22 protein-coding genes are annotated in these 20,414 nt (G+C 48.2%); 7 read left to right on the forward strand and 15 right to left on the reverse strand.

Going from position 1 to position 20,414, the window contains the following annotated elements:
* Both NHE85_RS12550 and NHE85_RS12555 read left to right on the forward strand, forming a co-directional pair.
* Positions 1-434, forward strand: a 434-nt coding sequence (locus tag NHE85_RS12550) for a T9SS type B sorting domain-containing protein (RefSeq protein ID WP_252812402.1), incomplete at its 5' end; no start/stop codon positions are given.
* 436 nt (positions 435-870) lie between these two features.
* Complete coding sequence (locus NHE85_RS12555) at positions 871-1,776, forward strand: cation diffusion facilitator family transporter (protein ID WP_252812404.1); 906 nt, start codon at positions 871-873, stop codon at positions 1,774-1,776.
* A gap of 194 nt (positions 1,777-1,970) precedes the next feature.
* Here the strand turns inward: NHE85_RS12555 and NHE85_RS12560 are convergent, their stop codons facing one another.
* The 10 genes from NHE85_RS12560 to ligD all read right to left on the reverse strand — a co-directional run bounded on the left by NHE85_RS12560 (position 1,971) and on the right by ligD (position 11,192).
* Positions 1,971-2,750: a PRTRC system ThiF family protein gene (locus tag NHE85_RS12560; RefSeq protein ID WP_252812405.1), complete on the reverse strand. Its 780-nt coding sequence runs from the start codon at positions 2,748-2,750 to the stop codon at positions 1,971-1,973.
* Positions 2,750-3,451, reverse strand: coding sequence for a prokaryotic E2 ligase family D protein (locus NHE85_RS12565; RefSeq protein WP_252812407.1), 702 nt, complete (start codon positions 3,449-3,451; stop codon positions 2,750-2,752). Before NHE85_RS12565 ends, NHE85_RS12560 begins: the two co-directional genes overlap by 1 nt.
* On the reverse strand, positions 3,420-4,607 hold the full coding sequence (locus tag NHE85_RS12570) for a hypothetical protein (RefSeq protein WP_252812408.1): 1,188 nt from the start codon (positions 4,605-4,607) through the stop codon (positions 3,420-3,422). The genes NHE85_RS12565 and NHE85_RS12570 overlap by 32 nt, the downstream gene beginning before the upstream one ends.
* Before the next feature lie 18 nt (positions 4,608-4,625).
* Positions 4,626-4,844, reverse strand: a complete 219-nt coding sequence (locus tag NHE85_RS12575; protein WP_252812410.1) for a PRTRC system protein C — start codon at positions 4,842-4,844, stop codon at positions 4,626-4,628.
* Positions 4,789-5,436 carry a prtrc system protein e gene (locus NHE85_RS12580; RefSeq protein ID WP_252812411.1) on the reverse strand — a complete coding sequence of 216 codons (648 nt, stop codon included), beginning with the start codon at positions 5,434-5,436 and terminating at the stop codon, positions 4,789-4,791. The genes NHE85_RS12575 and NHE85_RS12580 overlap by 56 nt, the downstream gene beginning before the upstream one ends.
* 6 nt (positions 5,437-5,442) lie before the next feature.
* Positions 5,443-5,631, reverse strand: coding sequence for a hypothetical protein (locus tag NHE85_RS12585; protein WP_252812413.1), 189 nt, complete (start codon positions 5,629-5,631; stop codon positions 5,443-5,445).
* Positions 5,632-5,678: 47 nt separating this feature from the next.
* The gene (locus tag NHE85_RS12590; RefSeq protein WP_252812415.1) at positions 5,679-6,722 is read right to left on the reverse strand and encodes a DUF932 domain-containing protein; all 1,044 of its coding nucleotides are present in this window, start codon (positions 6,720-6,722) and stop codon (positions 5,679-5,681) included.
* Between the two features lie 28 nt (positions 6,723-6,750).
* Complete coding sequence (locus NHE85_RS12595) at positions 6,751-7,170, reverse strand: single-stranded DNA-binding protein (protein WP_252812417.1); 420 nt, start codon at positions 7,168-7,170, stop codon at positions 6,751-6,753.
* Positions 7,171-8,074: 904 nt separating this feature from the next.
* Complete coding sequence (locus NHE85_RS12600) at positions 8,075-8,500, reverse strand: DUF1810 domain-containing protein (RefSeq protein ID WP_252812419.1); 426 nt, start codon at positions 8,498-8,500, stop codon at positions 8,075-8,077.
* A gap of 10 nt (positions 8,501-8,510) precedes the next feature.
* On the reverse strand, positions 8,511-11,192 hold the full coding sequence (gene ligD, locus NHE85_RS12605; protein WP_252812420.1) for a DNA ligase D: 2,682 nt from the start codon (positions 11,190-11,192) through the stop codon (positions 8,511-8,513).
* An 89-nt stretch (positions 11,193-11,281) separates the two neighbouring features.
* Here ligD and NHE85_RS12610 point away from each other — a divergent pair, with 89 nt between their 5' ends.
* Together NHE85_RS12610 and NHE85_RS12615 are read left to right on the forward strand one after the other, a co-directional pair.
* Positions 11,282-11,674 carry a hypothetical protein gene (locus NHE85_RS12610; protein WP_252812422.1) on the forward strand — a complete coding sequence of 131 codons (393 nt, stop codon included), beginning with the start codon at positions 11,282-11,284 and terminating at the stop codon, positions 11,672-11,674.
* 11 nt (positions 11,675-11,685) lie between these two features.
* Entirely contained in the window at positions 11,686-12,165 is a 480-nt protein-coding gene (locus tag NHE85_RS12615) for a DUF4385 domain-containing protein (protein WP_252812424.1), read from the forward strand.
* Positions 12,166-12,194: 29 nt separating this feature from the next.
* Here the strand turns inward: NHE85_RS12615 and NHE85_RS12620 are convergent, their stop codons facing one another.
* The 5 genes from NHE85_RS12620 to dinB form a co-directional block, all read right to left on the reverse strand.
* Positions 12,195-12,401 carry a hypothetical protein gene (locus NHE85_RS12620; protein WP_252812426.1) on the reverse strand — a complete coding sequence of 69 codons (207 nt, stop codon included), beginning with the start codon at positions 12,399-12,401 and terminating at the stop codon, positions 12,195-12,197.
* A 311-nt stretch (positions 12,402-12,712) separates the two neighbouring features.
* Positions 12,713-13,333, reverse strand: coding sequence for an alpha-ketoglutarate-dependent dioxygenase AlkB (locus tag NHE85_RS12625; RefSeq protein ID WP_308219359.1), 621 nt, complete (start codon positions 13,331-13,333; stop codon positions 12,713-12,715).
* On the reverse strand, positions 13,317-14,747 hold the full coding sequence (locus tag NHE85_RS12630) for an exonuclease domain-containing protein (RefSeq protein WP_252812428.1): 1,431 nt from the start codon (positions 14,745-14,747) through the stop codon (positions 13,317-13,319). Before NHE85_RS12630 ends, NHE85_RS12625 begins: the two co-directional genes overlap by 17 nt.
* Before the next feature lie 5 nt (positions 14,748-14,752).
* Complete coding sequence (locus NHE85_RS12635; RefSeq protein ID WP_252812430.1) at positions 14,753-17,833, reverse strand: DNA polymerase III subunit alpha; 3,081 nt, start codon at positions 17,831-17,833, stop codon at positions 14,753-14,755.
* A 23-nt stretch (positions 17,834-17,856) separates the two neighbouring features.
* Positions 17,857-19,014, reverse strand: coding sequence for a DNA polymerase IV (gene dinB / locus NHE85_RS12640; RefSeq protein WP_252812439.1), 1,158 nt, complete (start codon positions 19,012-19,014; stop codon positions 17,857-17,859).
* Positions 19,015-19,101: 87 nt separating this feature from the next.
* Between dinB and NHE85_RS12645 the strand changes: the two genes are divergently transcribed.
* The 3 genes from NHE85_RS12645 (at position 19,102) to NHE85_RS12655 (ending at position 20,412) form a co-directional block, all read left to right on the forward strand.
* A complete protein-coding gene (locus NHE85_RS12645; protein ID WP_252812441.1) occupies positions 19,102-19,869 on the forward strand; it encodes a LexA family transcriptional regulator in 768 nt (255 codons plus the stop codon).
* A 27-nt stretch (positions 19,870-19,896) separates the two neighbouring features.
* Positions 19,897-20,145: a hypothetical protein gene (locus tag NHE85_RS12650; protein ID WP_252812442.1), complete on the forward strand. Its 249-nt coding sequence runs from the start codon at positions 19,897-19,899 to the stop codon at positions 20,143-20,145.
* Between the two features lie 78 nt (positions 20,146-20,223).
* A complete protein-coding gene (locus NHE85_RS12655) occupies positions 20,224-20,412 on the forward strand; it encodes a DUF3606 domain-containing protein (RefSeq protein WP_252812444.1) in 189 nt (62 codons plus the stop codon).
* Positions 20,413-20,414 lie beyond the last annotated feature (2 nt).

Below are 20,414 nucleotides of genomic sequence, written 5' to 3' on the forward strand. Positions count from 1 at the left end.
GAAACGGAGAGTATGTGTACCAGCTTGATGAAGGCCCTACACAGACCAGCCCTGTATTTACCAATGTATCCCCAGGCCCTCACACGGTAAGGGTATATGATGTGAAGACCGAGTTCAGCTGTGGAGTACTTCCGATAGAAGGTGTTAGTGTTGTAGACTATCCTAACTTCTTTACCCCTAACGGTGACGGCTTCCACGATACGTGGAACATCATCGGGCTTCAGAACACAGGATCTGTAATTTACATCTTTGACCGCTACGGCAAGCTTATCAAACAGATCAGCCCTGACCTTGAGAGTGACGGATGGGACGGTACCTTCAACGGTACACCGCTTCCTGCCGATGACTACTGGTTCAGTGTAACCTACCCTGAGTTTGATGGCACCACAACGGTAACAAGGGAGTTTAAAGCGCATTTCTCACTTAAAAGATAAGAACCCACATACCGAAGGCAGTTTTTAGTTGAAAGCCCTGTTCGCTCTTAGAGCGGCAGGGCTTATTGGTATACTTGCGGTGGGGCATCAGTAAAGGTCTTAGTAGGGATCTGATTATACAACACATCTGGAATTATGTGTCTGTAAAAAGTATTTTACAAATAGCTATTAGGATAATAAAATTCTATAGGTAGCCCGATTGCCTTGTTTGTTTACATGAAGAAAGTAAGGCGTGGAACGAAGGTACCCTATAGATAAGTACCGTACCAATCCCGGAAACCTTAAATTTTGTAAATTAAGATCTAAGTCAGTGGTGGCCCTTAACCCTGATTAATGAAATGTTAGTATGAAGGAGTGGACGGAATACTATTAAGTAATTATTAAGTTTCCCAAATCCGCATTTTTGTAATTTTGTAAATCACTTACAGAGCATACTATGCAGACCAATCATGAGACCGCAGTCAAAGCAACTTATTTCAGTATCATCAGCAATATAGCTTTGGCAATTACTAAGGGTACCGCAGGTTATTTCGGAAATTCCTATGCATTAATAGCTGATGCTATCGAATCTACTGCTGATATCTTTTCCTCGTCCCTGGTATTGTTGGGATTGAAATACACCAACAGGCCGGCCGACAAAAATCATCCTTACGGACACGGACGAGCAGAACCGCTAGTTACCTTTATTGTAGTGGGCTTCTTAATTACTTCAGCCACAGTTATTGCATATGAAAGTATTCAAAATATAGGAACACCCCATAAAGGGCCGAAGGCATGGACACTACTGTTTTTAATTGCTCTTATCGCATGGAAGGAAATATCGTTCAGAAAAGTAATGAAGAAAGCGGTTGAGACCAAAAGCTCTTCCCTTAAAGCAGATGCCTGGCATCACCGAAGTGATGCTGTTACCTCTGTAGCCGCTTTTCTGGGAATAAGTATTGCTTTAATTTTTGGAGAAGGATATGAAAATGCCGATGACTGGGCCGCACTGTTCGCAGCGGGATTCATATTGTATAATTCCTATAAAATCTTCAGGCCGGCACTAGGGGAAATTATGGATGAAGACACGCACTACGAATTAGTGGCTGAAATCAGGCATGAATCCCTCAAGGTCGCTAGTGTTTTAGGTACAGAAAAGTGTCTCATCAGGAAAACCGGCATGCAATACCATGTTGATCTGCATATAATCGTAGACGGCAGTCTCACTGTTTATGAGGGACATAAAATATCTCATTTGCTAAAGGATGCCCTTGTAGAGAAAATGCCTGATTTGGGCAATGTGTTAATTCATGTAGAACCTGAAAGGCAAGATAATCAAAAAGAGAGCCATCACCGATCATAGCTGTATTGGATAATAAAGTGCGAAATAAAAATTCTTTATGGAATAGCTATGCTCGGTGGTCACTACAGGCTTTTTAAAGACCTGAAATGGAAGAAAAAATAATAGCTGCTAATTACATTGTAGTAAAATGCTGGTGATAAGAGCAGTCCGGCGCCCGAAGAAATCCTTAATAAAGTTCTCTGTGCACCCCTAGTCTAAAGTTTTAACGGCATAGCCCTGAAATCCCCTAAATTAACAAACACACCCCGCTGCTCGGTATAACCTTTCCGGAACAGCTGCCACAACAGGCTGCAGCCCATCTGCGCCAAAACCGAATTCACAAACAAGTCCTGTTTTTCGAGTGCCTCTGCAAGGGAGCAGCTTGGCGTATCATCATTGTTCGATTGGCGAAGCAGTTTCCCAAATTCCTCCGTTACAAACGGCAGGCTTTCCACAGTATCAAACTTCTCCGATTTCGGTTGCTTGATTTTTCTTATAGAGGAAAGGATAACCTGCCCTGTGTCTTTGCTGTTGCCAAAATCCATCCAATATCGGGGCGTATCGGCTCGGTGGGAGCTTAAATCCAAATCATTTAATACTTCGGCTATCACGAACCGTGCTGCTGCACTGTCCACGCAGGAAATATAAATCGCATTCCTTCCCGTTGCCATATCAACGGTAAAAGCCTTTTCAACGGCTCTCCACGCTGTGCCGAAAAAACGGTTGGTACGGGTAATGAGGGCGGTTGCTTTGGATAACCCGACTTCACACTCTGCAAATAACTGCCTGCCACGGTTGGCATCAGTGATAATATCATCATCCCACAGGCTGACCTGAAAGCCTGCGTGTCCCAATTGTTGCAGGCTGTGCGACATCCGTGCCAAGCCTGTCAGCACCTGCGAGCCTGTACCGCCTGCACCAATCAGGCATACGCTTATCGGGTTGGTCGGGTTCAATAGTTCGGGGGCTATAAAGTGGGCTTTTTTCGTTTCCATTACAATAGGTTTTTAAGGGTTATCGGAGTGGTTCTAAGGGTGTCGGTCGGGAATGGCTTTTCAGGGTCTGCCATCAGTTCTTTGTAAAGGTTAAACAGGTTTACGCCTACAGGGTTGTGTTCGTTGATGTGGTGGGAGAAATAACTCCCGAAAAAATACCCCTGCCATGCCGTAATGAATTCCTCCAAGGTGGCAGCCGATTTAATGGCAACATTTACCGTTCCCATACATACATTGCCTTTTTGGTAGAGGTTAAAAAACGGGGCGTGGAATAAAGGGGTTTCTGCTTTGGGCTTGGTCTTGCTTTTAAGCGCAAAGATTTGCAGTTCCTTTTTTGTGGCTTTCCAAACGAGCGCAGGCAGGGCAATCCTGCCGTTTTCCAAACCCAGGCTTTCGGCAAAGTAGAGTTTTTGGCGTTGGGGCTTGGTGTACCATATTACGCTGCCATTGTCGGACGGGTCAAGGTGCAGCACACTCGTAGGCAGTATGCCCTCGGGGCGCAGGAACGCCTTTCCCGCCTGCTCACGGGTGTCAAGGGCTTTGGCAAGGCTTTGTGCTTCCCGTACCGTTAACGGGTGCGGGTTTACGGGGCTGCCCGTTTCGTCCATATCGTAATACTCAATATAGGGTGCTGTAAAGCCGCTTGCGGTAAACACGACAAGGGCTGCTTTAGGTTGGTAGAGTTGTACGTTTGATGTCATAATCGTAATTATTTAAGAGATAACACAGTTCATTCAGGAGTGGGAACAAACGGCATTCGAAATCAAGGGTATCGTTGTCCTGCGACTGCCCGTCAAAGAAACGTTTTAATACAGGCTCTTGTTTTGAAAGGCTTTCATTAAAACAGGCGTTTACCGATTGTTGTACGTTTTCATACAGCCACCCATCGGTAGCTGCCACAAAGCCGACGTATTTTTCCATCGTAATGCATTCGTAATCATCGTAATCATCGTTTTCATAGTCGGGCAGGCAGGTTGTATCAGCGTGTTTGTGGAAGGAAGTTTCAGGATAGTCGTGCCACAGGGTGAAAAATTTTTGGGCTATGCGGTGGCATTCCCTGTCCAAATCATCACAGGGTGTAAAGGCTTTGAGCCATTCCCCGAAGTGGTCAAAGTGTATTGTATTCCAAATCCTGCGCAGCATGGTTTCCCCGTAATGCTGCGCAGCCCGTAACTGGCTTACATAGTCGTAATAGTCTTTATACTCCCAATCATCGGGGTCATTTTGTACCCATTCCGATACCATTTCGTAGTGCCAGTACAGGAAGCTGTCTTCGGTGTAGTACGGGATATTTACCGTATGAAACAGGTAGCTGAAAACACAAAGCAAGAGCCGTGCGCCTTTACGGTGTTTTTTGTCCTGCATTATATAATGCAGGGGCAGCACAGGGATATAAAACAGCGTGTTACCTGTGTAGCAGGTTTCTGTTGCCTGAATTACAAAGCTGCCATTATGCTCCAACAGTTCTAAGCCAATATGTTGGGAATACTTGTCGTTGAGCAGCCTGCCTGTTTCGTAGAGGGCAACCTCCCTGCCGTAGGGATAGGCAAACCCTTTGGTTTCTACAGTTTTTACCTTATAATGTTTACATAGCAATTTTAAGCTGCGGTAAAAATCATCCTTTTCTGTACCGCCTGCAATTGCCTGTCCCGTATAGTGGGGCAGGAAGCGGGTTTTTAGAAAACCATAGGCAGCAGCCCCGCAGGGGCTGACCTCGGGCGGTCGGCAAGTACTTCGGCGGTGTCTTTCCTGCGCTGCAAGCCCATCAGGAATTCGCCTGCGTTTTTGTGCAGCAGCTTTTGCCTTTTGTTTAGGGGCAGCCGTAACTGCCCCGTTAGTATACTTTGCATAGTTCATAGCATTAGGTTTTTACCATTATCCTTTAGTCCCCATAGTGGTTTCAAAACGGTACTGTACGGTATCGTTTGTAATTTCAGGGCCGACTGTCTTGGCAGTCGTTAGTGTCGGGTAGGTATTCGCATAGAAATTCATCACGGCTTCCACGCTCCATTTCGGGTCGGGGTCGGTAAGGGTAAACTCATTCCCCTTGTCTTTCATCAGGAATACCCTCGGCATCAATAAGGTCTGTAGCATCTTCTTTAGTTTTAGGTTCAACATTCGTTATAGCTGTAGCAGGCTGTCCTGCGTCAAACAGGTCGGGGCTGAATTGAGCCGACAGGCTTGACCTGCGGTTGCGCATTTCCTCGGATTTTTCAGGGAACTCCAAAGTTTTGGGAACTTTTAACCACGCTTCCCTGTATTTGCCTGCTGCTTCGAGTTTATCGACCTCCGCCATAATGCCCCTGTATTTCATTTCCTTGATTTCTTCGGGCGTGGTGGGCTTGTCTGATTTATCAGCTTTGTCCGCTTTTTCGGTTTTCTTCTTTTCCATTGCTGCATTTTTCCTGGCGGTTTCCTGCCCTTTAAGGTAGGCTTCCATATTCACGAGCAGTTTAGAAGTTTCAGTTAGCGGTGCGCTGACAGCATCAAAAAAGCCCTCACACAATTCCCTTGCGCTGCCTTTAAGTATCAGGGGTGGTATATGGTTTTTGGCTGCATCCCCACAGCCGTCATTTTGCAGCAGAATGGAGGTGGTCAGTTGCTCCCCGTCCTTTTTGACGGTAATGTTCAGGCAGCCCTCAAAAGGGATGGCTGCGATATGGGCAAAAAAATTGGTAACTGGCATAGCGTTTTATTTTTTGGGTTTACGTTTCGGTTCGGGGTTGCTCTCTATTACACGCCTGATCAGGTTCAGGGCGGTTGCGGTGTCAAAGGCATCGGCTGCGGTCATGGCAACGTGGTCAAGCCTTTCAAAATAGGGCAGTACTTTTTTTAGTGTTGTTACTGCCTTGCGTTCTGTGGTTTTTGCTAATATGCTCATAACTATAAATTTTATGCTGCACCGCTAAGCGGTGCAGCGGTTAACTATCAGTTGCATTGCAGGGCAACCGCCCCGTTTTTAGAGAAATCTCCGCACAGGTCAAAAGCTTTTTGCCCCCGTGCCTGTGCCGTACCGCCCAAACAAATGGATTTTAGTTTATCCTCACTCGTCTTAAAGCTGCGTACATTTTGGTAGTAGCCCGTCACGGCATTGTAGGCACCAAACAAAGTGCCTTTGGTGGTAACAAGGCTTTGCGTATCGTCTACCATAGCATATTCAAAGGCAGCATCACAGGCATTCTTGTACATCGTTGAAAGTTCCTCGGTAGCCCCTTTCTTTAAAAGGTTGTAGGTTTCTTTGTTCGGGCAAAGTGCCAACTGTATTAATTGCTTTACCTGTTTATCTTCAATACGCACGTTAGCCCACTCGTTGAAAATACCCTCTAACTGTAACGACAGTTTGTCGGCAACGCCCATTACTTTGTGCGCCTGTTCCAAACGTTCTTTTGCTCCTGCGGTGTGGCGTATGCGTACCACATTGGTGGCGGTTTTCAGGGCTGCATTAAGGGTGTTTTGGCAGACGATGCGCACGGGCGTAAAGGCTGCGGTTATTGACCCGCTACCATCGTGGGAGGTGGTTAGGAAAATGTACTTTTCGGTCACGTCATCCCCATTGCCCACACGGATATACCCAGGCAGCTTGGCGGTAATAAAAATGCGTTCCCCGTTGCCGAGTGCACCTGCGGTTTCATAGAGTACGCCCTCGCCACCGCCAACAATGGCATCGAAGAAAGCGAACGCATCCGTATTTTGTACAATTTGGTAATCCTTGCCTACCACGCCAAAAACGGCTTTGGTATCGGTTCGCATCGTGGCGTATTGGTCGGGTACGGGATAGGTATCGAAAAGCCCTGCGCCCCTCGCAAAAATTGGGGCTTTGGCTACCTCGTAGTCCAAGCCAGCAAAAGCTATGGCTTCACGGCTTGTCGGGTAGTTCTCTACTACCTGTCCAAGCCCGTGCCATGCGGGCTGCTTTACACTCATAAAGGCGTGTTGCCCTGTTGCTTCATTGAAATTTATATTATGTGCCATAATGTTAAAAATTAAAGGTTAAACGGTTTTAGAATGGGAGGTCATCGTCAGGGGCTGCACCATTAGGTACTACTTCGGCTTCGTACACGGGTGCTGCGCCTGCTGCGGTCTGGTTTACAGGCTGCCCTTTATCTGTGGCTGCCCCGCCACCGTGCAGGGTAATTTTGGAGGTGTGGAAGTTCAGCCCCGCCTTAGCGTTGCCTTCGCTGTCCACCCAAGCCCGTGCACTTACACGCCCTGCGAGTTCTACAATAGTTCCTTTGGTGAGGTACTGCGCTATGCCTGTGGCTATCCAGTAGGAACAGTCAAAGAATTCGGTCTGTGTGATACGTTCCCCGCTGCGCGCCTTATAGCTGTCACTGACCGCCACCGAGAAGTTCACTACCTGCCTGTTGTCGGACAGCGTACGCACCTGGGCATCCGCTGTCAGTCGTCCTGTAATTTCCATAATCAAAAGATGTTAAGTTTGACAAAATGTTCAATTGCTTTCCCCAATCCCGCATACATTTTCCAAAAGAAAAAACGGAAAAAAAGAAAGCCAGCCCAAAGCGGGCGGTAAGGGCGCGGCGTGCTATAAGTCCCGCAGGGTGGCCCGCGCGGCAGGCGGAGCCATTATGCGCACGGAGCAACCGCCGCCTGCTAGCTTAGCTGCCCTTTTTGGCCGTTTTCGCATTGGAAATGTTCGCTTAACAAAATCGTACACTGATGAACATATCAGTAGAAAAAAAAATGGGCTAATTCTAAAGGGCTATTTGATTTTTTCAGTTAATTCAAATGCTATTATACTTGCTGACCAATTAAGATTATAGCACAAAATGAGCAGGCTTAAAAGTATAGAAGAGGAGTTAACTGCAATAAATGTTACGGTATCCCAGGAACTCTGCAACAGTTTATGATGATTCGTATCCTGGATAAACTGCTTTAGCCGAAGTGGTAGCCAGGGGGCAAGCAGAAGACCACCATGGGGCCGCCGGATTCTTTCTTTCTCAAGCAGGATGGTAAATACTTTATGGCAGCGCATTCCACTAACAGCTATACGATTCCTTGTTGCTAAAGCATTTGATGCTAAAGCATGACATAGAGGTGTTTACGAGTATCTTGTGGCGCCTAAATGGCGCCGGGGGAAGAATGGGAGAAATAATTTCTGGGTACTATTGAAAGCAGCTGATTAGGGGAATAACCACTTTACAATATCCGGATAGGATATGGGCTATCACTGCTTCCAATCCGAAGACATACGATGCAGATACAGAGCGTGAATGGCGCTTTGCTGAAAGGAAATAGGAATGACGCGATCAGCCTAAAGGAGCAGTAGGAGTTAGGAGAATTACGATCTTTTTAGCAGGAATTCTTTATAGTTTACGTTTGCTATCAATGAGGAATAAGGTTTTCCTGTCCAATTGCCCATTATAATACTTTTCAAGAATATTTTTAAAAACGGGATTGGCACCATTGAAACGGCTAAAAAGTGTCATGCTTGATTGCAGTTTAAGATCGTCCGGATAGCCAAAGATGGCATTGGCATCAGCCCCTTCCAATTCCAGCAGCGCTTTACTGATCTCAACAAGCCTCTTACCCAACACAGGATGTTCCAGATAATGACGGGCTTCGTCTAAATCAGTAATCCCATAATACTCTGCGGTGGCACTATGTCCCAGCCCCTTAAGCTGAGGAAATATGAACCACATCCAATGGGACTGCTTTCTCCCTTGTTTGATTTCAGAAATTGCCTCCGCGTAAATGCCCTCCTGGGCTGATAAAAATCGTTCCAGTCCCATAGCCTCAATTTTAGTAAAAGACACTTTGCGCTTTCTCCAGCGCTTTTTCCATATCAATGCCTTTACCCAACGTCCCTTTAAAAAGGTCACCTTCGCTTTTTATTCGTGCAATGGCATTATTAATGGTAAAGTCTTTCATCTTCAAACCCTTCTTAACCTCTTCCCAATGCAGTGGCATGGATACGGTAGCCCCCGGCTTTGGACGAAGGGAGTAGGCGCAGGCGATGGTCGCACCGGGCCTGTTCTGTAGAAAGTCCAGATACATTTTACCCTCACGATCTTTTATCTTGCGCTCCAGCGAGGTGAATTCAGGAAGGTTATTGTGGACTATCGATACCAAAAGCCTTGCAAACATCTGTGACTGGTTATAATCATATTTGGCGCCCAGAGGGATGTAAATATGAATCCCGGTAGAGCCTGAGGTCTTCACATAGCTTGGCACATCGATGGCATCGAGTACCTTCTTGACTTCCTGTGCTGCCAGTATTACCTGCTCGAAAGTAGTCTTCTCTGCAGGGTCAAGGTCAATAACGCAATAATCGGGATTATCAGGATGCTGTATACGGCTGAACCATGGATTCATCTCAATACAGCCCAGCGATGCCATCCACAGCAATGTAGCCTTATTGTCACCGACAAGAAATTCCTTATCTTCATCATCACTTGTGGTGTAGGGGAACGTCTTTGCCCAGTCCGGCGCCTTTCTCTTGACATCCTTCTGATAAAAGCTCTTTCCATGGATACCGTTCGGGAACCGGTTCAGGGAGAGGGGACGGTCCTTAAGGTAGGGAAGGATGTAATCGGCAACCTGGAAATAATAGTTGAACATATCACGCTTGGTATATCCATCTTCAGGCCAGTATACCTTACTCAGGTTGGTGAACTTGAGGTTGTGGGCGTTTACGCTTTTTACCTGCGTTTCTTCCTTAGGGTTCAGCAGTGTCCTGGCACCCGCACGCTTCGGGGCTGATATAAGCGCCTTTTCACCTTTTGCCGGAGCTGGTGCCGCCGTAACTGATGAAGTATCGGCCGCGGTTTCCCTTACGACCTCTTTTGCCTTTTTATCAGAGCGCATTCCCTCGAACGAAGGGTGGCGGAAGACACCATCGCTGGTCACCTCGATAAAGCTTACTTCGCATACCAGTTCCGGCTTTAGCCATGTGGCTGTGGCTCGGGGCGGGTTAGGGCGGAAGCGGGAGGGCTTGTTGACATCAGGCTCTGCGCTAAAAGGTATCTTATCGGTAATAAGGGGCTTAAACAATTCCATCATCTCCTTTTGTTTCTTATCGGAGAACCCTGTGCCTACCTTCCCGACATATACGAATTTACCTTTGTCATAGACGCCTAAAAGGAGCGAGCTGAACTGTTTCGGGGAACCTTCATTCTTGGTAAAGCCTCCTATAACAACCTCCTGGCGCTGATTGACCTTGATCTTCAGCCATTTCTTAGACCGGCTGTCGATGGCATAGGTACTATCGGACTTCTTAGCCATGATGCCTTCCAGGCCCATTTTCCTTGCCGCCTTGAAAAATTCAAGGCCGCTGGCCTCGAATACCTGGCTCAGGCGGATATGGTCGTCATCGGTCGGCAGTATTTCCTTTAGGATAGCATGCCGCTCCGATAGGGGAAGGCCTGTAACGTCCTTGCCCTCATACCATAGTAAATCAAAGGCATAATAGACCAGCTCGCCATCAGCCTCGCTGCGCCAGTTCTGCAGGGCGCTGAAGTTGGCCTTGCCCTCCGGCCCTATAACGAGGATCTCCCCATCCAGCACGGCATTGATGCTCCACTTGTCCATTACCGCTGCAATAGGATAGTATTTTTCGGTAAAGGATTTGTTGTTGCGGGATGAGAGTTCGGATTTGCCCTTGTTTATGTAAGCAAGGGCGCGATAGCCATCCCACTTCACCTCGTATTGCCATCCCGGGTCATCGAAGGGCTCATTGACAAGGGTTGCCAGCATAGGCTTTACATCAGCGGGCATCCTGCTTTTCTTTCCTTTTTTCAGCAGGGCGTCAGGCTGGATCGCCGGTTTACCTTCGTCAGTGGAAGGAACTTTCTTTGAAAGGCTTTCCTGCTCTGATTCTTCTTTTTTCTGCCCATAGCTATTTTTGCTGGTCTTTGCCACCTGTTCCAGGGTTTTGCCTGAGAGGACCGATTTTTCCTTAAGGGTGATATCCTTGTCACTTGCGTACTTGTCCTCCAGCTTCATCAGCAGCCATCCATTCTCACCGCGGCCATGTGCCCTGACAAGCGCGAATGCCCCCTTGAGCTTTTTTCCCTTCAGGACGAATTTGATCTTGCCGCTGTGCAGCCCGGCACGCAATTCCTTATCCTGTTCTTTTTTTGCACCGGCATTGGATTCAAAAGGCTCATAATAGCCTTCATCCCAAACGATCACAGTACCCCCGCCATATTCTCCCTGAGGGATGATGCCTTCAAAATCCCTGTAATCATAGGGGTGGTCTTCAACCATCATTGCCAGGCGCTTCACCTCAGGATCCAGGGAAGGCCCTTTAGGTACTGCCCAGCTCTTGAGCACGCCATCCATTTCCAGGCGGAAATCATAATGAAGGTGGGAGGCCGCGTGCTTTTGTACTACGAACCTCAGTTTGTTTTCTGTGCTTTTTCCTCCAAAGGGCTCAGGTGTTTTACAGGCGTCACGCTTTTGTTTATATTTCTCTAATGCCATAGTGTTACTTCTTTACTGTACTTAAAGTTAGCTTAATAAATGCAGAACAGAATCCGATTTATCATAACTTTAGCTTCAAAACGACCTATATGACACTTGCCGGCCAAATCACGACACTTTTTATCCTGGCGATACCTATTGCCTGCATAGCATGGACTGTTACACACGAAGAGGTTTTCCGCGAACCCAGGGAGTACTGCGTCCGCTGCAGTAAAGATTCAAAGAAGCTGCTCAGGAGAAAATTTTTTTATCTCTTTACCTGTGAATACTGCTTTAGCCATTATGTGACGCTGGTTTTTCTGGCCTTATCACAGTTCCAACTGCTGCTAAACGGCTGGAGGGGCTATGTGATCGCGTGCTTTGCGCTAGTATATGTAGCCAATTTTTACATGAGTATCTTTGCGCTATTACGCCAGGCAATCAAAAAGGAAAAAGTGGAGATAGAGGTACTGGAGAAGGAAGGCGAACAGCCTAAAAACTGAATGTACCGCTTATGGATACCCCCAGCTATTTAGACTTCAATGCCGATGATTATCCCTGGAAAAAGGAGATTGATTACCGAAGCCATCCTGAACTGTATAGAGTAGGTAAAGGGGAGCAGGGCGTGCTGATATGTGAACCCTATAAATCTGAGATCGGTCAGTATTGGCGTTTCAGGGATACTGCCATTGCCAGGGAGAGCAGTGAAAAGATCTTTGACCTATTTTCAGGTTATCTCGAAAAGGGGGATTTTGTCGGTGCCGATATGGCGCGAAAATACCTGCAAATGGGATATACTAGGGCAAGGCGGTATGCCAATTATAAAGGCGGTAAGAAATATGATAAGGAAAAAGGCTATCTTCAGTTGGAAAGGGGAACAGGTGATCCCCGCAAAGCTGCTGCCGCGGCCCTGTTTTATCAGAAATGGAAACAGGCTGAAGCCAATGTTAAGTATGCTGACCTGAAGAAAGCGTGGAAATTGAAATACGGCTAATCACCTCTTCTAATTGAATGTAAGTGGATTTAAGCAACCCTTTCCCGGTTTTCCGCATCCTGTGCTGTGGAAAGGCGAAGCATATCCTGATAAAATTCCTTCAGATGCCACCACGCAGGGCATATCTCAATATTGCCTTTGTAATTTGCAATAGCGAGATAACAGCTGTTTAGCCCACGGCTTCCATCCCACCTGCTGCGGGGGAGGATTTTTCTTAAAATATCTTTTAATCTCATCGGGATTCATGCTGTAAATATAAGGGTGTATTTTGGAATAAAACTATGGCACAAACACATGCTGCCGCAACAGCTATCGATCGATGAACGGCAGCAATTGTTTAAGGAAATCATTAAATAAGTACTACGGCGATATTATTGAAAAGCGGAAACTGATTCTTCTCACCTGTTCAGAAATCTGCGACCTCTTAAAGGCTTTCAGCAGCACTTTGATGGCACCGGATCAAAAAGGCGAGCTGAAAACGTATGGCATCGGGCGCAGAGGTATTATAAAAAACAGGAAATAATAAATAGCCTGGTACTTTAAAGCCTTAGGATCTTCGTAGCTGCCGGAACGTAAGGTTGATCCTTGGCAGCATTTCTTTTGCCGACTTCGGTATATGGTGTTCCCAAAAGGTATTGGTCGTCCCATGCATCAGGAGCAATGTGCCGTGATGCAGTGGTATCTCCAGTTGCTGTATTGACTTATCAACCTTGTGCCGCAGCCGGAATGGCCTTGTCTGCCCAAAGGTTACCGAAGCGATATTGGGATTCTGCCCGATGAGGTGCTCCTTGTCCGAGTGCCAGGACACACTGTCGTTACCGTTGCGATACAGGTTAAGCAGCACAGCATTGAATTGCAGCCCTGTTTCCTTTTCAACCCTATCCCTTAGCACTTGCAATTCAGGTGTCCACGGTACTGCATTTTCCCCCGCCTCGTCGGTCATGCCATACCAGGCTACCATCCGTGGAGCGGTAACGATTTTATCATACATCGGCATCCGGTATTCCCGCCAGGGTGTATTACGCAGTAACGTTTCATAATAACTATCGGCTTCCGGTTTCGGAATAAAACCGTCATACTGCATTAGCCCCATATCCGGCAGGTCGTAATAGCGCCTGGGTGAGTTGCCTGAGGTAAACAATTCCGTATCATCAAATAGTGTCATCATAATCTGCTTTTCTTTCCTTCTCTTTCCTTGCTTTATCTTCGAGAGGTACTTCCGCCCGCAAAACTTTTCCGGGATATTTCTCCGCATAGCCCGTAATAAGCTGCATGATATAGCGGTTGCTGTGGTAGGGCGTTACATAGTCTTTTATCTGTAAAGCTGTAGTGATCCCCACATCCGATGGTATATAGCCCATACCGTAGAAATGCCCGTTTTCCACCCAGATACAGCTGCGTTCCTCACCAGAGCGCCCCTTGTCCACAATTCCGAAACTCAGCCTGCTATCAGCAATATAGTTCAGTGCCTGTTCGACTTTGCTGTTGTGCAGCTTTATATCGGGAAAGCCCTCATTGTCTTTTTTTAGGATAAAATCGCCTTCACCCTTAATCCCGTAGTGGCAGAACCGGGGGTCGATACCGAACTCCCCCGCCAGGGAAAGCAATAGGTTCACCCCCTCATAGAGGGAAAAGAAGTGTTCTTCGCAAACCTGTCCTTTGGCCAGTCTTCCGATGCCAAGGTACTTATACCCGCTACGCGCCTCGTAGTGGTACAGCCCGAACTTCGGCTCGAACTTTTTCAGTGCCCTGTTATGCTCCGGCCATAGCTTTTTGATCTCGCAGCATTCCAATAGCAGTGCCATAAACTCGGTGCCGCAGACCTCGTGGGAGATGGAGTGGATATCGCGCATAAAGTTCTGGCGCTGGGGTGTGATCTTATGCCCGGAAAAATGCTGTGCTACCCGTTTCTTGATATTCTTGGCCTTCCCGACATAGACCACTTTCCCCACCTGGTTATAGAAATAGTACACTCCGGGCTTTTCGGGCAGCTGCTCAACTTCGGACTGGGGCAGGTTTGGGGGCAGGTTCTGGTCGTGGGAATTACGCTTGATCATCCTGGCAATCTCGCCTTCCTCATCCCAAAGCAACAGGCGGGAGAGCAGTATGGCCGTGGCATCGGCATCCCCGCCGGCGCGGTGGGCGCGGGTAAGAGGTATATCCAGTGTGCGGCACAGGTTGCCAAGGCTGTAGGAAGGGAGTCCCGGCCGTACCTTACGGGCAGCGCGTACGGTACAAAGCTTCCGGGTGGTCCACTTCAGCCCGGCATGCTCCAGTTCATGCTTTACAAAGGAGTGGTCGAAATTCACGTTGTGCGCTACAAATATCCGGCCTTCCAGCAGCTCCAATACCTTTTCGGCTATGTCGTCAAAAATCGGCGCTCCGGCTACCATCCCGTTATTAATCCCGGTCAGGGCAAAAATCGGCAGGGGTATCTCCTTCTGAGGATTCACCAGGGTTTCCCAGCGGTCGATCACCTTTATCCCGTCATGGATAATGATGCAGATTTCCGTAATGCGGCTCCCTGAGGCATTACCGCCTGTGGTCTCGATATCAACTATGGCATACTCGTTCTTTCTCATCCTGCTTATCCTGTCGTTTTCTGATATGTTGCTGTATTCATCTTATGCCTTGGCAGGCCGATCTCCTGTTCCTGCGGATAGGGCGCACGATGGGTCATCGAAACATCCTCGCGTAATCGCGCTGCAGTTCGTGTACTTTCCTCTTCGGTTTCCCTGTAGCGCGGATCGGCAATGAAAGGCAGCTTCTCCATTTTGGATATGGTAATGGTAGGGAAGTGGTAATCCACCTCCACCGTACCGAGTAGCAGGTAACAGCCACCACCCTTAAAGGGGTACTGCTTCAGGCTGCCGGTAAAATGGGCGGTATCAAAGAATTCCCCGTTAGCATCGATCCATGTCCCGAAATACATCGCCCCCATTTTGGTGGGTACGTGCTTGCGCGAGACCAGGTAGGCCAGCATCCTTACCTGCCTTTTATGGTACTGTACCAAATCCCGTGCCATGACATCCCCACGGTAGCCGGTTTTCAAAAGGTTGAACGGGGTTACCGATACCGGGAACCCCAAAAGCTCAATTTCATCAAAAGCGTCCTCAAAAGGGGAGCGTTTGAGTTCGGGGAGCCTGTACTGCTGCACCGGTTCAGGAAGCAATTGGGGCTGGCGCTGTACCGGCTTAAAATGCATCATGATACGGCGGGCGGTAACGAGCAATTCGTTCTTGTTCTTTCCCGTGCAACGGAAGGCCCCGATATAGATCAAAAGCTGCAGGCCTTCAATCCCTATAGGCACCCTGTTGATGAAATCCTCCAGCGAACTATATTCTCCATTGTCACTACGTTCGGATACAATACAACGGGCAATTTCTCCCTGCAGCCCCTGCAGGTGCATAAAGCCCAGATAAATGTCTTTTCCGTAAAGGGTCGTCTCTACTTCGCTTTTGTTGATGCAGGGTGTATGGATAACAGCCCCTGACATCCTGGCCTCATGCACATAGACCTCGGTACGGTAGAAACCACCCTGGTTGTTGATGACCGCCACCATGAACTCAATGGGGTAGTGTACTTTCAGGTACAGGCTCTGGTAACTTTCCACGGCATAAGAAGCCGAATGCGCCTTACAGAAGGAATACCCTGCAAAGGACTCGATCTGGCGGTAAATCTCCGCGCTCAGCTCCTCAGGATGCCCTTTGGCGGCACAGGAGGCAAAAAAGTTGTCCTTTACTCTTTGTAATGCCGCTTTTGAACGCCCCTTGCCGCTCATGGCACGGCGCAGTATATCCCCGTCGGCAGCGGCCAGCCCCCCGTAATGCAGGGCAATCTTGATCACATCCTCCTGGTAGACCATAATGCCGTAGGTTTCCCCGAGCTGCTGCTCAAAGACCGGATGGAAGTACTCGAACCTGTCAGGATGGTTGTGACGGAAGATGTATTCCTTCATCATCCCACTCTGGGCTACTCCCGGGCGTATGATGGAAGAGGCCGCCACCAGCGTTTTATAGTTATCACACTTCAGCCTACGCAAGAGCCCCCGCATGGCCGGGCTTTCGATATAAAAGCAGCCGATGGTCTTTCCCTGGCCCAAATACGTATTGCATGCCTTTTCATCCTTGGAAAGTGAGGTATCGCGTATCTCCACGGTAATCCCGAGGTTCTTTTTGATCAGCCGTACCGATTCATCAATATGCCCTATACCCCTTTGGGAGAGAATATCGAACTTATCAAAACCGATATCCTCGGCCACATGCATATCGAACTGCACTATCGGAAAGCCTTTGGGTGGCAGCTCCAGCGCCGTAAAATCGGTAATGGGGTCTTCCGATATCAGTATCCCGCAGGAGTGCATCGAGCGCTGGTTGGGGTATTTCTCCAGCAGCATACCGTAGCGGTGTACCAGCTGTACCACCTCATTTTTATCATGCCGGTCCATGGATGTACCGGCCAAGTTATCCAGTTCCTCTTTGGGTAGCCCAAAGACCTTGCCGACTTCACGAAAGATGGATTTGTATTTGAACTCCACATTGGTCCCGCAGAAGGCGACATGGTCCGCCCCGTAACGTCGGAAGATATATTCCAGTATTATATCGCGCTCCTTCCAGGACCAGTCGATGTCAAAATCCGGCGGGCTTTTACGGTTCAGGTTCAAAAACCGTTCAAAATACAAATCCAGCTCGAGCGGGCAGATATCGGTAATGCCCAGGCAGTAGGCAATGATACTGTTGGCCCCGCTGCCGCGCCCGATGTGCAGAAAGCCCATGGAATTACTATAGCGGACAATATCCCAGGTAATCAGGAAATACCCGCTGAAGCCCAGTTCATCAATAACCTTCAGCTCTTTTTCCACGCGCAGCCGGGCAGCCTCATTACCACTCCCATACCGGCGCAGAAGTCCCTGCTCGGCCAAACTGGTAAGGAGTTTAAGATCCGTCTCCCGAGTTCCGGTATAGTGCTTTTTGTTGCGGGGCACCCCAAATTCATAGTGAAAATCACATTGCCCGATCAGGGCAAAGGTGTTCTCCAGCAATTTAGGATAGGAGCTAAAGCGCACCATAATCTCTTCGGATGGCAGCATCCGCTCATCCGGCCCGCAATAATCCGAAGGCGTAAGCTTACTGCCCAGGGTATTCAGGTCAATGGCCCGCAATATACGATGCAGGTTGTACTCAGTTTTGTCTCGGAAGGTTACCGGCTGCAGTACGACCATACTGTCTATCCTGTTTTTCCAACGCGGGTGTATCAATTGGGACAGTTCTGTGCTGCGCACCCCGATGTATTCGAACTCCCGCAGGGTATCGGGCGCCTTATCCATTGGATAGATGACCATTACCTTCTTAAAATCGGGAGCCAGAGCAGGCACGGGAGTACCTTCCAGATTGTGATTGGTACGGTGACGGTTGATCTCCGCTATACCCGCACGGCTTTTAGCCAGCGCGATATACAGTAACTGATTCCCTTCACGGAATTCCATTCCCACAAGGGGTTTGATATTCACTTCCCTGCAAAGCCTGTAAAACTCATAAATGCCTGTTACCGTATTAACATCGGTTAAAGCCATAGCCGTTACCCCCAGGCTTTTGCCAAGAGCGACCAGTTCGGTTACCGGGATGGTTCCGTAGCGCAACGAGTGAAAGGAATGACAATTCAGGTACATACTACTACTGGCAAATAAATTAATTAATTCATCTTAGGTTTAACAAACGCCCCGCTGCAACGCATCACGGCGTTGGCCCCGAAGCGGTTCTTGATCTTATCCATAGCCTGATACAGGGACATCATTTCCTGGGTATCCTCAAAGAGGTTGATCTGGTAGGAGCCCCTTACCAGCCTGCCGAAACGCACCCCCACAAGGCGCAGGCTCATGCGGCGCTGATAGAGCTTCTCAAAAGCCTCCAGTACGGCACGGGTCAGGGTATGGTCGGCCGAGGTATAGGCGAGGGTCACCTGACGGGTTTCGGTATCAAAATTGGAATAGCGGATCTTCACCGTCACATTGGAGGTCAGCCAGCCCTCGCTGCGCAGCTGGTAGGCCAGCTTTTCCACCATACCCGAGAGTACCGCGCGCAGGAACACCATATCGGTGGTATCCTGATGAAAGGTATCCTCGGTGGAAAGGGATTTACGCTCCCGGTAGGGTTCCACCGGGGTATTGTCGATACCGTTGGCCTTTTTCCAAAGCTCCAGCCCGTTGAGCCCGATCATTTCCTGCAGCACCTTTGCGGGCATTTCGGCAAGGGTGCCGATACTGCGGATACCGATACGGGAGAGCAGGGTAAAGGTGGCATTGCCCACCATGGGGATCTTCCGTATGGATAAAGGGTTCAGGAATGGTTGTACCATCGCCTGGGGTATTTCCAGGTTGCCCTTGGGCTTGCCTTCCCCGGTACCGATCTTGGAAACGGTCTTGTTGACCGACAGGGCAAAACTGATGGGCAGCCCCGTCTCACGGGTGACCAATGAGGAGAGTTCATGGGTCCATTTGTAGGAACCGTGAAATCGGTCCATACCGGTAATATCGAGGTAGAATTCATCGATGGAAGCCTTTTCCATCACGGGCGCCTTTTCCTCAATAATCTGGGAAACGGTATGGGAATAACGCGAGAAGAGTTCCATATCCCCCTTGACAATACGCGCCTCAGGGCAGAGGCGGAGTGCCATTTTTATCGGCATGGCCGAGTGCACGCCAAAGCGGCGGGCTTCATAGGAGCATGACGCCACCACACCGCGGTCACCGCCGCCCACAATCAGGGGAATACCCTCTAAATCACTGTTCTGCAGCCGCACACAGGAGACAAAAAAAGTATCGAGATCCATATGTACAATCGATCGCACCATAATTATTCATATTTGTACTGAACAAAATTAGGATAGATATTCTCAAAAATATTTATATTTGTTGCGATAAATAATCCCAAAAGCACTATGTCTTTATTTTCCGACAACATCAGGCATCTCAGGATGAAAAAAGAAGTTTCCCAGGCGATCGTGGCAGAAAACCTTGCCATAACGCGCGACAGGCTTGCCAAATACGAGGAAGGCAAGTCTCAGCCGCCCTTCGAGATACTTATCAAAATCTCGCACTATTACCATGTGAGCATTGACCTGATTTTGACAGCCGATATTCGAAAAATAGATATTGATGGTTTGATGCAGCTGGAGGACAATCGTATACTTTTACCGATAAAGGTAGACAGGGAAGGGGAGAACACTATTGAGATCATTCCCCATAAGGCCAGGGCCGGTTACCTGAACGGCTACAGCGACCCGGAGTTCATCGAAGGCCTGCAGCAGGTCTCCCTGCCGTTCCTAACCAATGGCAAGTTCCGTGCATTCCCAGTATCGGGGGATTCCATGCCGCCCCACAGGGACGGATCGTTTATCGTAGGAAGGTATGTGGAGAACCTGGGCGAGGTCCGGGACGGAAAGACCTATATCCTGCTGACCAAGGAGGACGGTATCGTCTACAAGCGGCTGAACAAAAATGGCAAAAACAGCCTTACGCTTATCTCGGATAATACGTTTTATGCACCTTACACTATCAAGCTTTCTGAGGTATTGGAAATCTGGGAATATGCCTGCAGCATTGCTACCAAAGAATACGAACCGGAAAACCTCGGCCCGCAGAGTATCCGCGAACTGCTCTACGGCATCCGTGAAGAAGTAAAAGCCCTGAAGCCCTACAGGCAATAATCAAACTGTTATCCAAATTAGCACTCCATGAACACGACCATCCGCCTGAGGATAAGGAAAGAACTTGACCCTGCCACCGAAAAGAAAATAATCCGGCTGAAGGGCGGCCTTATTGCCCGAAACTTTACCGACATCATTTATTTTGATGATGACGGGGAGGATTTTTATATCCATTATTTCACTACCGAGACCAGCCGGAAATCAGAGGTTTCGGAGTATATCACAGCCTGTATTGCCAACGCTATGCTTTCTGATGTGGTAATGGTTTTAGGGTAAAATAGATATTAAAGTCCTGTTAAGCTGTTGGTTTTTTACTATAAAGTACTGTAATTTTAAATAAAAAATTAAATTATTATGAGCGATAATAAAAACAAAAAAGGCGAACCGGACCGTTCAATGATCAATACCAGTGAGCCCTATGAAATGCAATACTGGAGAGAAAAATTCGGGGTTTCTTCCCAACAGCTAACCGGTGCGGTGCGCGCAGTTGGCAACAAAGCCGAAGCGGTATCGAAATACCTTAAAGACAAAAAAAGTAAATAGCC

This window comes from Flavobacterium sp. NRK1 (assembly GCF_024054175.1).
Classification (GTDB): domain Bacteria; phylum Bacteroidota; class Bacteroidia; order Flavobacteriales; family Flavobacteriaceae; genus Flavobacterium.

Bases quoted from the DNA above. Each gene is read 5' to 3' on its own strand.
- NHE85_RS12555 (WP_252812404.1), top strand. From the start codon at position 871: ATGCAGACCAATCATGAGACCGCAGTCAAAGCAACTTATTTCAGTATC.
- NHE85_RS12560 (WP_252812405.1), bottom strand. From the start codon at position 2,750: ATGGAAACGAAAAAAGCCCACTTTATAGCCCCCGAACTATTGAACCCG.
- NHE85_RS12565 (WP_252812407.1), bottom strand. From the start codon at position 3,451: ATGACATCAAACGTACAACTCTACCAACCTAAAGCAGCCCTTGTCGTG.
- NHE85_RS12570 (WP_252812408.1), bottom strand. From the start codon at position 4,607: ATGAACTATGCAAAGTATACTAACGGGGCAGTTACGGCTGCCCCTAAA.
- NHE85_RS12575 (WP_252812410.1), bottom strand. From the start codon at position 4,844: ATGCTACAGACCTTATTGATGCCGAGGGTATTCCTGATGAAAGACAAG.
- NHE85_RS12580 (WP_252812411.1), bottom strand. From the start codon at position 5,436: ATGCCAGTTACCAATTTTTTTGCCCATATCGCAGCCATCCCTTTTGAG.
- NHE85_RS12585 (WP_252812413.1), bottom strand. From the start codon at position 5,631: ATGAGCATATTAGCAAAAACCACAGAACGCAAGGCAGTAACAACACTA.
- NHE85_RS12590 (WP_252812415.1), bottom strand. From the start codon at position 6,722: ATGGCACATAATATAAATTTCAATGAAGCAACAGGGCAACACGCCTTT.
- NHE85_RS12595 (WP_252812417.1), bottom strand. From the start codon at position 7,170: ATGGAAATTACAGGACGACTGACAGCGGATGCCCAGGTGCGTACGCTG.
- NHE85_RS12600 (WP_252812419.1), bottom strand. From the start codon at position 8,500: ATGGGACTGGAACGATTTTTATCAGCCCAGGAGGGCATTTACGCGGAG.
- ligD (WP_252812420.1), bottom strand. From the start codon at position 11,192: ATGGCATTAGAGAAATATAAACAAAAGCGTGACGCCTGTAAAACACCT.
- NHE85_RS12610 (WP_252812422.1), top strand. From the start codon at position 11,282: ATGACACTTGCCGGCCAAATCACGACACTTTTTATCCTGGCGATACCT.
- NHE85_RS12615 (WP_252812424.1), top strand. From the start codon at position 11,686: ATGGATACCCCCAGCTATTTAGACTTCAATGCCGATGATTATCCCTGG.
- NHE85_RS12620 (WP_252812426.1), bottom strand. From the start codon at position 12,401: ATGAGATTAAAAGATATTTTAAGAAAAATCCTCCCCCGCAGCAGGTGG.
- NHE85_RS12625 (WP_308219359.1), bottom strand. From the start codon at position 13,333: ATGATGACACTATTTGATGATACGGAATTGTTTACCTCAGGCAACTCA.
- NHE85_RS12630 (WP_252812428.1), bottom strand. From the start codon at position 14,747: ATGAGAAAGAACGAGTATGCCATAGTTGATATCGAGACCACAGGCGGT.
- NHE85_RS12635 (WP_252812430.1), bottom strand. From the start codon at position 17,833: ATGTACCTGAATTGTCATTCCTTTCACTCGTTGCGCTACGGAACCATC.
- dinB (WP_252812439.1), bottom strand. From the start codon at position 19,014: ATGGTGCGATCGATTGTACATATGGATCTCGATACTTTTTTTGTCTCC.
- NHE85_RS12645 (WP_252812441.1), top strand. From the start codon at position 19,102: ATGTCTTTATTTTCCGACAACATCAGGCATCTCAGGATGAAAAAAGAA.
- NHE85_RS12650 (WP_252812442.1), top strand. From the start codon at position 19,897: ATGAACACGACCATCCGCCTGAGGATAAGGAAAGAACTTGACCCTGCC.
- NHE85_RS12655 (WP_252812444.1), top strand. From the start codon at position 20,224: ATGAGCGATAATAAAAACAAAAAAGGCGAACCGGACCGTTCAATGATC.